The sequence below is a fragment of the Nitratidesulfovibrio sp. 1201_IL3209 genome (assembly GCF_036763125.1).
Lineage (GTDB): Bacteria > Desulfobacterota > Desulfovibrionia > Desulfovibrionales > Desulfovibrionaceae > Cupidesulfovibrio.
In genome coordinates this window covers 22,792-35,089 of sequence record NZ_JBAIYT010000025.1, presented here as the reverse complement: position 1 = coordinate 35,089, position 12,298 = coordinate 22,792, and the positions used below count along the sequence as shown (strand labels likewise).

Genomic DNA, 12,298 nt, shown 5'->3' with positions numbered 1-12,298 from the left:
CTTGACGTTTGTGTGCGAAGTGTGAAATATCTGTGCGCACGACGGCCGTTTCCCCTGATGCTCTTGTGCGGCGCGCGCCACGCTTCACCAGGTGGCGTGCCGGTGCGGTGGGGCCATGCCCGGAGGAAATGTTGCCGCGTCGTTCACATAGAACAACCGATATACAGGCCGACCGGGCCGGAGGACCGCAGCGGCGGGCTGTTCCGGTTCGGGCGCAACGAGAGGGATGGGAACATGCACGCGATGTCACGCGGCGCCCGGTGCACCGTCTGCGGAGGCGGGCCCGGCGAGGAAGGGGCGGTGGTCGTGGCCGGGGTGGTGCTGTGCCCGGCCTGCGCCGAAGGGTGCAGCCTGCATGACCGGCGGCTGCCCATGATGTTCATCGAGGTGGACGAGCATCGCCGTCTGCTGGGTCTGTACCATGCGAGCCACGACGAGGCCCGCCACTCCACGCCCGAGACGGCGCGCGTCCGGATGCGCGCGCTGGAGGCGTGCAACCGCTTCTATGAAGGAGGTGCGTCATGCCGATAGTGACCTGCCTGCATTGCGGCGCCCCGTTTTCCGTCAACCCCGCCCGGTTGCAGCATGGCCGGGGCCGGTATTGCAGCCGTGCCTGCCATGCCGCGGCGCGCACCCTGGAGCGGCCCGAGCGCTGCCAGCTGTGCGGCGGCCCCATGCCGCCGGGCCGGGCCCATCGTCGCTACTGCTCGCGGGAATGCGTGGCCCTGGCCGCCGCCGGGCAGGCCCGTCCGCAGCCGCGCGACTGCGCCGTGTGCGGGCGCAGGTTCACCCCGGCCACGCTGCGCGACAGGTTTTGCGGCCCCGGCTGCGAGGCCCTGGCGCACGGCATGGATCACGGGCTGTTCGAGGACCCGTGGGCCTCGGGGGACATCCCCCCGGACTGCTACGGCCGCGACCTGTTCCGCATGCCGGACATGGTGCTTGGATTCTGAGGCTCGCCGAAGGGCGAACGGCCGTACCGGCGAGGGGCTAGTACCGGACGGCCGCCACACGGCGAGGACGCCGCCCGGCGCGCCCCGCGCCGATGCGGGATATGTCGGCTCCGCGCGCGGCGCGGGGCGGCGCGACGTGGACCGTCGCAGAGGAGGATGCCGCATGGCGGCTGTGAACAGAGTGATGCTGCTCGGGCGCGTGGTGGCCGCGCCGCGACCCGGCACCGGCACGGCCGGTGGCTGCGTGCTGTTTTCCGTCAGCACCGAGGGCGCCGGACAGGACGACGCGGGCCAGCGGCACCGGGTGCGCGTCACCGGCGACCAGGCCGCATGGTGCCTGGCGCGGCTGCGGCGCGGCATGCTGGTGCACGTGGAAGGCGAGTTGGTGGCCTGCGCGCACGGGGGAGAAGCCGGAGCCATCGTGGCCGCATGGCTGGTCCAGGCCGTGGACGACGACCGGCGTTCCGGGGCGGCCGCGCATCCGGCCGCGCATCCGGCCGTCCGCCTTGAAGCGCCCCTGTCCGGGGTGCGGCGCAGCCGTCGCGGGGACCGCCCCGTGGCGGTGCCCGTGGGAACCGCGCGGGCTGACGGCGGATCGTTCCGTGCGGGGTGGTGCCCGCCCGTCGCGGTGGACCCGCAGGATGCCGCCGTCCGGTTGCGGGACGGCGACGCCGGGGATGCGCCGGGCGTGGCCGCCGTGCCCGACTGGCCGGGCATGGTGCCGTGGTCCGGCGGGCGGGAATGCGGGATGTGCGATGCCGGTGGCGTGCCGGGCAGGCCGTCGCGTCGCATGCACTAGGGGGCGACGTGCCGGAACAGGCAGGGGGGGGGCGGCCCGGACGGCGGCCCCAAGGCGGCTCAGGATGCAACGCAAGCCGCGGCGCACCGCGCGCCGCGAGACAGGGAGGATGGATTCATGCAGGGCGCGCAGCAACCGCAGCAACGGCCCTTTCACGTTCCCGCGCCGGGTTCCGCCTGGGCGGCCCATGGCCCCTGCGGGTGCGATGGGCGGCGGATCATGGTGGACGGGCCCGGCGGCCACCGGATGGGCGCGGGATACGCTCCGGCCCGTGGCCCGGCACAGGGGCCGCCGCATGACCAGCCGTTCGTGCTGGTGGGCCTGGACGCCATCGGCCGCGCCGTGGGCGCGGGGCAGGGGGCCGTGAAGCGCTGGATCCGCGAGGACGGGTTTCCCGCCCGCAGGTGTTCGGACGGCACCTACCGGGCCGATCCCGACGCGGTGCGGCGGTGGTTCTGGGGCGGACATTGCGCCGCCGGGGGCGATGAAGGGGCGGGGCCGGAACGCGGCCATTAGCCGCCGGGGATGAAGGTGCGCCGGGACATGCCCGGCGCGACGGCGCGGAAATTTCCGGAAAGAGGGGGGCCGGGCGGCTGATGCCGTCCGGCCCTGATTCCATTGGCGTTCGCGGGCCGGGGCCGTTGCCCCCTATTGCCCCTGAATGGTCACGTTGAGTTCGTCGTCCACGGTCACCTTGACGTTGGCCGTGATGCCTATCCAGCGCGAGGCGGCCACGGTGAGCGCGGGCAGGACGTTCTGGATGTCGCGCGAGCTGCCGGTGCTGGAGACCACCACCTTCCACAGCACGGGGCCGGTCAGTTCGGCCGGGGAGGGCAGGCCTTCCACGGTGCCGATGGGCGCGCCGTAGGGCGGCTTGGCGTAGTCGGGCAGTTCCGTGGCGTCCTGTCCGGCGGGCGGCGCGGGTGCAAGGGGCGCATCGGCGGTCCGGCCGGACTGCAGGTCGCGCGCCTCGATGGACAGGGTGCGGGTGTGCACCACCGTCATGGGCGGCGGGTAGCCGTAGCCGGTGCCGAAGCCGCTATAGCCGCCGTATCCCCGGCCGCCGTAGCGGCTGCCGTAGGCCCCGCCGTACCACGGCCACGAGCCGTAGCCGACGCCGATGCCCACGGACGGCCGGGAATAGGCCGTGGGGTCCGGCACCTCGTGCGGGCCGTCCACCTTCCATTCCACCACCACGGCCATGTCCGCCGCCTCGGGGGTGGGGGCCTCGCGGTAGCCGTGCCCGGTGAGCACGGCCCGCAGCCGCTGGGTGGACTGGCGGAACACGTCGGCGTTGACGGCGTTCAGGGTGGCCAGCGCGGTGCCGGGCACCAGCACGTAGCTCTGCCCGGCCTTGCGGTAGCCGGGGGCCGAAACGGCCTGCACGTCGGCCTTCATGCGCGGGGCGCACCCTGTGGCCAACAGCACGGCCAGCGCGAGCAGGCAGGCCAGCAGGCGCAGGGTGTGCGGGAGGCGGGGGGCACATGCGATGCGGGCGTCCATGTGATGTCCTTTGCGTATGCGATCGGCAGGTCTGCCGGATGGAACGACGGGTTGCGTGGTTTCCGGGGCCGGGCTCATTGTGCCACGGCGCCGCCTGCGGTCAAGTGGACCGCCTGCCTTGACAGAATATGCGCATGATGGAGGGAGCTGTCCACGTGTGTCCGAAGGGGTGTGTCCGAAGGGGCGTGTCCGAAGGGGCGTGTCCGGAGGGCGCAGGACGGCATGTTTCGATCCGGCCGGGCCGGGGCGCGAGGGAGGTTGCCCGTTGCGGCGGACGGGCGCGGGCATGCGCCACCGCCCGCGCGTCATGGCCGTGCGGGATGGGGGCGGTGGGCCCCGGCCTAGGGGCTGTTTCTAACTTAGAATTTTCGTTCGTTGGCAAGGAAAACGAGCCCGCCATGAGGGAGTATACTCTTATCGTATTCGACCGACATGGCAGGCGAAGTTTGACGAAGCCAACGGGCGAAAGGACAAGTTAGAAACGGCCCCTAGCGTTGCCGGAGAGGCAAGGTGAACGTGAAGTGCGCGCCCTTGCCCGGCTCGGAGTGCAGGGCGAAGCTGCCGCCGTGATTGTGGGTGATCAGGAAATACGACACCGACAGCCCCAGCCCGGTGCCTTCGCCGGGGGGCTTGGTGGTGTAGAAGGGGTCGAAGACGCGGGCCCGCACCTCGGGCGTCATGCCCGGGCCGTTGTCGCTCACGGTCACCGCCACCAGGTCGTGGTGGCGTTCGGTGCGGATGGTCAGGGTGGGCGGGGCGCCGTCGGCCGGGGGAACGGCGGCCAGGGCCTGGGCGGCGTTCTTGAACAGGTTCAGCAGCACCTGCTCCACCTCGGTGGACAGGCAGGGTACCGCGGGCAGCATGGGCGCGTACTGGCGCACGATGCGCAGGGTGCGGAAGTCGTACAGTTTCTTCAGGTCGTAGTCGTTGGCGGCCAGTTCCAGGGTGTTCTCGATGAGCCGGTGCAGGTCCTGCTCCGCGAACGCGCCGTCGGCGCGACGGCTGAAATCGAGCATGTTGGCCACGATGTGCGCGGCCCGCGCCCCGGAGGCGGCGATGTCGTCGAGCATGCGCAGTATTTCGCGCCGTTCCAGGTAGCCGCGCACCTGGGCCAGGGTCAGCCCGGCCTCGCGGGCGGCGGTCTCGTTGTCGGGGCGCCCCGCCTCCACGCGGCGGCGCATGTTCTGCACCGCCTGTAGGATGCCGCCGAGGGGGTTGTTGATCTCGTGGGCCATGCCCGCCGCAAGGCCGCCCACGGTGAGCATCTTTTCCGTCTGGATCATCATTTCGCGGATGCGCTCGCGCTCGGTCACGTCGTCCACGCGGATGACGGCCCCCTGCGCCCCGTTGGCCACCAGCGGAAAGACCGTCACGTCCTCGTAGCGCACCATGTCGCCCTCGGGGTGCAGCAGGCGCTGTCCGTCGCGTATCTGGCCGTCCTCCAGCGCCTCGAACACCAGTGGCTTCAGCCGCTCCAGCCGGGGGAACACCTGACCCAACGAGTGCCCCACGGCCTCGCCCGCGTCCAGGCCGGTGGCGGCGGCCGCGTGGTGGTTCCAGTGGGTGACGCGGCCTTCCGGCGACACGCCGACGATGACCGAAGGCATGGAATCCAGGGTGTTGGCCAGCAGGTTGCGCAGCCGCCGCAACTGCCGTTCCGAGGAGGTCCGGCGGCGCATCATGTATGCCAGCACCGCGATGGTGGACGCCAGCGAGACCATGAACAGGGCCAGCACGTTGATGTGGGTGCGGTAGGCCCGGTAGAGCGAGAAGGGACGGTCCACCACGGTGCTGCCCTCGGGCAGGCGGCTTTCGGATATGGCCCACCGCTCCAGCGAGGGGGCGCGGTACAGGAAGCGGTTCACCCCTTCCGTCTGCGTCGGCATGTCCGCCACGCGCGCGCCGGAAAGCGCCCGCAGGGCCATGCGGCCCATGGCCTCCGCCTGCATCGAGGCGCCGGACACCTTGCCCCCCACGACGGCGCCGCGCAGGTTGAAGTCCACCAGGCAGTGCACGGGCACCCGCGCGGCGCCGGCGATGCGTTCGCCCATGTCCTCGAATGTGGTGGCGTAGCCCACGCCGTCCTCGAAATACACGCCCAGCAGCACGGCCGCGTCCTGCGGCAGGGTGGCCAGCCGGGACAGCAGGTCGTCGAAGGGCAAGGGGGGAAATTCGTGCACCTGCACGCCGTTGGGCAACCCGGCAAGCTGCTGCCGCGCGTCCCGCGCCACGGCCCGCCCGGTCTCGGTGTGGTCGTTGACCAGGTAGACGTGGCGGGTGCCGGGGTGCAGTTCCAGCATGGCCTGCACGGTCTCGCGGGCGGAAAAGGTGCTCAGCACCCCCGAAAGCGACGGAATGGCCGCCTTCAGGCTGTCATGGTAATGGTTCACCCCGCAGAACAGCACGGGGACGCCGGGGAACAGCGTGGCGTGCCGCACCGCCAGGAAATCGAGGGCGTCGTCGTCGCTGGTCAGGATGAGGGCGGGGGTGCGCCCCGCGTATTTCAGGGCCAGCACGGCGGCGAAGGCGTCGAGGTATTCCGGGGCGCGCACGCGCTTGGAATCCAGGTTTTCCACGCGCAGGGCGACGTTGTCGGTCATGGGGGCCAGCATGCGCTCCACGGTGTCGGTGATTTCGCGCACCCGGCCCATGCCCTGCTCGTAGGAATGCAGCAGCAGCACCAGTTGCCGGGTATCCTGCGCCTGGCCGCCGCGCGCGGCGATGGAGTCGGCCAGGGTCTGGACCACGGAATCGGCCACCGAGCGGGCCACGGCCTCGGACGTGGCGTTGGCTTCCGCGTGGGGGGGCTCGGCCGCACCCGGCGTTCCGGATGGCGCGAAGGAAGGCGCGCCGCTCGTCACGCCTGTCGGCAAGGCCGTGCCGGTGGCGGCGCGGACCGTGGTTCCGCAGAGCGCCATCGCCAGGCACAGGGACAGGCAGGCCAGCGTCAGGCGCAGCCGGGCAGGCAGGCGGAGCCGGGGCGGCCCGCCACGCGCGTCGCGCCGGGTGGAGCGGGGTACGGCGCTCATGACGCCTCCCCCAGCGGCAGGGTGAACGTGAAGGTGGCGCCCTGTCCGGGCTCCGAAACCACGGAGAACGTGCCCTTGTGGTTCTGGGTGATGATGAAGAACGCCACCGAAAGCCCGAGGCCGGTGCCTTCGCCGGGCGGGCGGGTGGTGTAGAACGGATCGAAGACCCTGGCCCGCACCTCCGGCGGTATGCCGGGACCGTTGTCGGCGACGGAGACGGCCACCCCTTCCGGGCGGTGCTCCGCGCGCACGGTGATGGTGGGCGGCGCGCCGTCGGCCGGGGTGAATCCGGCCAGGGCCTGCGCGGCGTTGCGCAGCAGGTTCAGCAGCACCTGCTCCACCTCGGTGGGCAGGCAGGCCGGTCTTGGCAGGTCCGGCGGCACCAGGACGTTCACCCGCAGCCTGCGGAAGTCGTGGTTCTTGCGGAAGCTGTAGTCGTTGGCGGCAAGGTCCACGGCGGTGGCCACCAGCCCGCCGATGTCGCATTCCATGTGCGACGAGGTGCTGCGGCGGCTGAAATTGAGCATGTTGGCCACGATGCGCGCGGCCCGCAGGCCCGCCTCGCGCACGCCTGCGGCCATGCGCAGCACGCCGCGCCGTTCCAGGTAGTCGCGCACCTGCTCCACGGTGCAGCCCATGGCGCGGGCCGCCTCGTCGTTGGCGGCGCGCCCCGGTTCGATGCGGCGCAGCACGTTCTGCACCGCCTGCAGGATGCCGCCGAGGGGGTTGTTGATCTCGTGGGCCATGCCCGCCGCAAGGCCCCCCACCGACAGCATGCGCTCGGTCTGGATCATCATCTCGCGCACCCGCTCGCGCTCGGTGACGTCGTCCAGGCGGATCACCGCGCCCTCCATGCCGTTGGCCGCCAGGGGGAACACGGTGACGTCCTCGTAGCGGGGCACGCCGTCCTCGGTGCGTATCAGCCGTTCGCCGCGCACGGGCTCCTGGCTGTCCAGGGCCTCGCGCACGCGCGGCAGCTGCGGGGCAAGGTACGGAAAGACTTCCTCCAGCTTCCGGCCCAGGGCGGCGGCGGGTTCCACGCCCGACATGCGCACCGCCTGGCGGTTCCACTGGATGATGCGCCCTTCGGGCGAGACGCCCACCACCACCGAGGGCATGGAATCCAGGATGTTGCCGAGCAGGTTGCGCAGCTTGCGCAGTTCCGCCTCGGCGCGCGCCTTGTGCCGCATGACGGCCACCAGGGCCGCGATGGTGACGAGCATGGCCGCCACGAAGGCCGCGATGGCGTGGATTTCCCGGGAATAGGCGCGGTAGACCGAGAAGGGGCGCGCCACCACCTCGCTGCCGGGGGGCAGCGAGGTCTCGCTGATGCGCCAGCGCCGCAACTGGGCGTCGTCGAAGAGGAATTCGCCCGGTCCCCGCCGCACGGGGATGGCCGTCGGATCCTCTCCTGCCAGGATGCGCCGTCCCATCTCGGCCATGATGCGCCCCTGCGACGTGCCCGTGACCAGTTTGCCGCCCACCATGCTGCCGCCGAGGTTGAAGCCCATGATGCAGTACACCGGCACCCGGGCCGCCGCGGCGATGCGCAGGCCCGCCTCTTCGTAGCTCACGATGCGCCCGGAGGCGTCCGAATAGTAGACGCCCAGCAGCACGGCGGTTTCCGGGCCCAGCGAGGCCACCTGGCGCAGCAGGTCGTCCAGGGGCACGTCGGAATTCCAGCGCAGCCGCACGCGGCCTTCCAGGGGGCGCAGGGCTTCGGCAAGCTCCGCCGCCGTGGAACGGCCGCTTTCGGTGTAGTCGTTGATGACGAAGATCTCTTCCACGCCGGGGTGGACGCGCAGCAGGAACTGCGCGGTATCGTAGGGATAATGTTCCTCGGTGACGCCGGTGACTCCGGCCAGGCCCTGGACGCGGGCGGGCGTGAAGTTGTTGGCGCCGCCGAAGACCACGGGCACGCCGGGAAACAGCGTGTCGCGGTAACGGCGTAGAAAGTTCAGGGCGTGGTCGTCGGAACACAGCAGCAGCGCCGGCCGCACGGTGGCGTACTTGGCGCGCAGCATGGCGGCGTAGGCGGCGAAGTAGGCGTCGTCGTGCACCGCCTTGGTGTCCATGTTCTCCACCCGCAGCAGCACCTTGCCGCCCGGAGGGGCCAGTTCGGCCTCCAGGGTGTCGGTGATTTCGCGCACCCAGCGCATGCGCTGGTCGTAGGAATTGACGAGCAGGGCCTGCACCGGCGGGGTGGCGGGCAGGGCGTAGGGGTCGGCGAAGGTGATGGCGCCCAGCAGGGCGCAGGCGGAAAGCAGCAGGGAGGGGAGCAGCCAGCGTGACGGCCCGGTCCGGAATTCACCTGACCGGGAGCGGAGCGGATCCCGGCTTGGCGCCGCCCCCGGTTTCGCGCCCGCCGTCAGCGGGTCGTGGTCGGCCTCGCGGCCCGGCGAGGGGGCGGTGCCGGCGGCGGAGCCGGGGGGCTGGGAACACCCGGTCTGAGCTTGGCGCGAAGCGGGCATGCGATGCACTCGTGCTGCAGGAGGTGAACGTGGAACTTCCTTCAGTATTGGCAGAACGCGCGGGCGAACGCAACGGGTATAGCCGCCGGAGGGCGTGGCTGCACGGCGTCCGGGCATCGGTCGAAGGCTGCGGGACGGGGCGGGCCCGGACGGGACGAGCGAAGGGAGGGCGAACCGGGAGGGACGGGGTGAACGCCGGATGCGGCGGCAGAGCCTTGGCGGAAAACCCTCCCGGCGTCTAGCTGCCGGGGGGACGGGCGGCGCGGGTGGCGGCCTCTGCCCGGCGCAGCAGCTGGGCCAGGACCAGGGCGGGCAGGCGTACGTAGTACCAGTCGGTGACCGTGGTGCCGTCGGCGGGCAGCCATTCGCCGCACCGCTCGAAATGGGCCAGCAGGGCCTGTTCGACGTCGCGCGGCGGGGCTTCCGGGTCGCGCAGGCTGCGTTCCCGGAACAGGGCGGCCATGTCTTCCACCAGCATGAACGCGGTGTCGTCAAGCCGTTCGCCCGACGGACCGGCGGCGGGCTGTTCCGCTTCGGCCGTCCGGGGAGCCGACGTGTCCGCGCGGGCGGCCATGGGGGCCAGCATGGCCACGGTGGCGGCGAAATGCGCGGCAAAGGCGTTGGGCCGGTCTATGAGACGGTCGTACTCTTCCGCGTTGTCGGCAAGGCAGCGCAACCCGGCGGCGCACAGGACGCGCAGGGCTTCGGGGGCGGATGCGCCGGGGGACTGCCCGGATGCCGGGACGTCCAGCCACGCCGCCAATGCGCGCATGGCGTCGCGCAGACGGACGAAGGAGTGGGTGGAAGGGCTATTCATGGGGTCTTTTATAGTTTTTTATATATGACAATGCAACAGCTAATATGTATCCATGCAATCCTGGGGCCACGGGGTGATGCCGCCACGCGCGCACGGGACGCTCCGGCCAGGGAGCATGTTGTCATTGGGGCCTCCCCCACTTTCCTTGTGGTGTTTTCTCGGCTACAATCGCGGGAATGCACCGGGTACGGTCCGCTGGCGGGCCGTACGGCCCGTGTTGTGCGCGCCATGGAACGGACAGCGCCGGAACACGCCCGGCCGGAATATGTCCAGCCGGAACATGCTCAGCCTGGACATCCCCCGGCCGAGCCCGGCAAGCCGGGCGCATCCGCCGGGCGCAGCCAGCCGAGCGTGACCAGCCGAGCGTGACCAGAGATGGACGAGAGCGAGCGCAGGAACAACTACAGGGTGGACGCACCGGCGGGCTTCCTGCGCGAGGCGGCCCTGTGGTACGGACGCGATGGCGCCGGTGGCCGCCTGACGCTGGAAGACCTGGGCGCGCCCGACGTGCTGGGGCTTGCGGGGGCGGGCGGCATCGCCCTGGCCGACGTGAGCACGCGGGGCCTGCGCCTGCGCCTCGAGGAAGGGGCGGCGCACTGCCTGCGCCTTGCGCCGGAAAGCGGCCCGCCCGACGGGGTGCTGCACGTGTATCTCAAGCTGATGTCCCCCGCGCCCGGCGCGGAGACCCGCTACTGTACGCTGTTCCTCGGCACCCGCGTGACGCATGTGGAGCATGCGCCCGGCGCGGTGCTGCTGGGGCTGCACATCACGTCGCGCGGGGTGCCGGAAAGGGCCGAAAAGGCCTTCCGCATGTTCGATGCGGGACGTTACGGCGTGAAGGAACTGACCCGCTGGTGCGACGAGGTGGCCCGAATGGGCCGGGGCCTGCTGCCCGCCCCCTCGCCCGGCCTTGACCTTGAGCATCTGCTTGCGGAAATCGACGCCGCGCATGCGTGCGGCGCCGTGCAGGCCAACAGGAACTGACGCTACGCCATGTTCGCCATACTCGGTCTCGTTGTCGTTTTCGGCTCGATCATCACCGGCTACCTGATGGCGCACGGCGTCATGCACGTGTTGTGGCAGCCCGCGGAACTGATCATCATCCTCGGGGCGGCCATCGGCGCGTTCATCGTCTCCAGCACCAAGTATTCGCTGGGCCTCGTGCTGAAGAACCTCAAGCTGGTGCTGGGCGACCCCGGCATGAGCAAGGCCAAGTACCTCGATGTGCTGGGCCTGCTCAACTCGCTGTTCGTCAAGATGCACCGCGAAGGGGTGATCAGCATCGAACAGGACATCGAGAAGCCGGAAGGCAGCTCCATCTTCAACAAGTACCCCTCCATCGCCAAGGACAAGCACACCGTGCACTTCATCGGCGACACGCTGCGGGTGTACCTGACCACCGGCGACCCCAACGAGATCGACAGCCTGATGGAAGTGGACATGAAGTCCATGCACGAGGAGGAATCCATCGCCCCGCACGCCATCGGCCGCATGGCCGAATCGCTGCCCGGCATGGGTATCGTGGCCGCGGTGCTCGGCGTCGTGCTGACCATGGGCAAGATCAACGAGCCGCCCGAGGTGCTGGGCCACCACATCGGCGCGGCGCTGATCGGCACGTTCATCGGTATCCTGTTCTGTTACGGCGTGTTCGGGCCCATGGGGGCCAAGATCGAACAGGCCAACCACGAGCAGCACATGTACTTCGCGGTGATCAAGGAGGCGGTGGCCGCCGCCATCCGGGGCTCCACGCCGATCATCGCGGTGGAGTACGGCCGCCGTGCCATTCCGCACACGTTCCGGCCCACGTTCATCGAGATGGAAGAAAAGCTGAAGGGCTGACGCGCCGCGCGCCCGGCGGCGGAAATTCCGTCCGTCCGGCACGGCGCGCCCTGCGGGGAGGAACGCCATGGCTGGCAGTGGATCATGGAAAGTGGCCTACGCCGACTTCGTGACGGCGATGATGGCCTTCTTTCTGCTGATGTGGATTCTGAACATGACCCCGCCGGAGACCAAGGAGGCGTTGGCCGGCTACTTCTCCACCGAGCGGGCATTGTTCGATTCGAGCAACGTTTCGCCCGTGGCCAACAACCCCTTCGTGCAGGGGGTGGACAAACTGGACACGCGCGACTTCAAGGTGTCGGAAACCGAAAAGTCGCACTACGCCATCGCCCAGAAGCTGAAGCAGATGCTGATGGCCGACGCCATTCCGCAGAACGCCAGCGGCATCAGCGCCGACGACGTGGGCGTGCTGCTGCGGGTGAACAGCGACGTGATGTTCAAGGCGGGCTCGGCCGAACTGGTGCCGGAAGGCAGCAAGGTGCTGGACGAGGTCGTCAAGATCCTGCGCGAGTACAACCTGTACCTGATGGTGCGCGGCCACAGCGACAGCGGCGAGGTGGCCGCGGGCAGCCCGTACCCCTCGAACTGGGAACTTTCCGGCGCGCGCGCGGCGGCGGCCGTGCGCTACATCATCGAGCACGGCGGCATCAAGCCCACCAGGCTGCGGGGCATCGCCTACGCCGACACGCGCCCCCTGGAACCCAACACCACCCCCGAAAGCCGCAGCAAGAACCGGCGCGTGGAGTTCCATTTCCACCGGCCGGAGGTGATGTCGTACAACGTGGTCTACTAGGGGCGCGGCGCTGGCCCATGTATCGTCCTTGCACGCGGGGCGGGCCGGGTGGCCCGTCCCGCGCACTCTTTGGGGCCTGAGGGGAAGACGGCGC

Annotated in this window: 11 protein-coding genes; 7 read left to right on the top strand and 4 right to left on the bottom strand. The window is 70.4% G+C overall.

The features are described 5' to 3' along the window. Positions 1 to 234 precede the first annotated feature (234 nt). The 4 genes from V6B97_RS12080 (at position 235) to V6B97_RS12065 (ending at position 2,268) form a co-directional block, all read left to right on the top strand. A complete protein-coding gene (locus tag V6B97_RS12080; protein WP_333506769.1) occupies positions 235 to 531 on the top strand; it encodes a hypothetical protein in 297 nt (98 codons plus the stop codon). Then, positions 522 to 953 carry a hypothetical protein gene (locus V6B97_RS12075; protein ID WP_333506768.1) on the top strand — a complete coding sequence of 144 codons (432 nt, stop codon included), beginning with the start codon at positions 522 to 524 and terminating at the stop codon, positions 951 to 953. Before V6B97_RS12080 ends, V6B97_RS12075 begins: the two co-directional genes overlap by 10 nt. A gap of 163 nt (positions 954 to 1,116) precedes the next feature. Then, entirely contained in the window at positions 1,117 to 1,752 is a 636-nt protein-coding gene (locus tag V6B97_RS12070) for a single-stranded DNA-binding protein (protein WP_333506767.1), read from the top strand. A 219-nt stretch (positions 1,753 to 1,971) separates the two neighbouring features. After that, positions 1,972 to 2,268, top strand: a complete 297-nt coding sequence (locus tag V6B97_RS12065; RefSeq protein WP_333506766.1) for a hypothetical protein — start codon at positions 1,972 to 1,974, stop codon at positions 2,266 to 2,268. A gap of 132 nt (positions 2,269 to 2,400) precedes the next feature. On the opposite strand, the gene V6B97_RS12060 is transcribed toward V6B97_RS12065, so the two are convergent. The 4 genes from V6B97_RS12060 to V6B97_RS12045 all read right to left on the bottom strand — a co-directional run bounded on the left by V6B97_RS12060 (position 2,401) and on the right by V6B97_RS12045 (position 9,572). Then, positions 2,401 to 3,255 (bottom strand): hypothetical protein, encoded by an 855-nt coding sequence (locus V6B97_RS12060; RefSeq protein WP_333506765.1) that lies wholly within the window; start codon positions 3,253 to 3,255, stop codon positions 2,401 to 2,403. A gap of 488 nt (positions 3,256 to 3,743) precedes the next feature. Continuing rightward, entirely contained in the window at positions 3,744 to 6,284 is a 2,541-nt protein-coding gene (locus tag V6B97_RS12055) for an ATP-binding protein (RefSeq protein ID WP_333506763.1), read from the bottom strand. After that, positions 6,281 to 8,755: an ATP-binding protein gene (locus V6B97_RS12050; protein WP_333506762.1), complete on the bottom strand. Its 2,475-nt coding sequence runs from the start codon at positions 8,753 to 8,755 to the stop codon at positions 6,281 to 6,283. The genes V6B97_RS12055 and V6B97_RS12050 overlap by 4 nt, the downstream gene beginning before the upstream one ends. A gap of 238 nt (positions 8,756 to 8,993) precedes the next feature. Next, positions 8,994 to 9,572 carry a hypothetical protein gene (locus tag V6B97_RS12045; protein ID WP_333506761.1) on the bottom strand — a complete coding sequence of 193 codons (579 nt, stop codon included), beginning with the start codon at positions 9,570 to 9,572 and terminating at the stop codon, positions 8,994 to 8,996. Positions 9,573 to 9,947: 375 nt separating this feature from the next. On the opposite strand from V6B97_RS12045, the gene V6B97_RS12040 reads away from it, so the two are divergent. From V6B97_RS12040 to V6B97_RS12030, 3 genes are all read left to right on the top strand, one after another. Beyond that, entirely contained in the window at positions 9,948 to 10,556 is a 609-nt protein-coding gene (locus tag V6B97_RS12040; RefSeq protein ID WP_333506760.1) for a hypothetical protein, read from the top strand. A gap of 9 nt (positions 10,557 to 10,565) precedes the next feature. Beyond that, positions 10,566 to 11,411 (top strand): flagellar motor stator protein MotA, encoded by an 846-nt coding sequence (gene motA, locus V6B97_RS12035; RefSeq protein WP_333506759.1) that lies wholly within the window; start codon positions 10,566 to 10,568, stop codon positions 11,409 to 11,411. 67 nt (positions 11,412 to 11,478) lie between these two features. Further along, positions 11,479 to 12,204 carry an OmpA/MotB family protein gene (locus tag V6B97_RS12030; protein ID WP_333506758.1) on the top strand — a complete coding sequence of 242 codons (726 nt, stop codon included), beginning with the start codon at positions 11,479 to 11,481 and terminating at the stop codon, positions 12,202 to 12,204. Positions 12,205 to 12,298 lie beyond the last annotated feature (94 nt).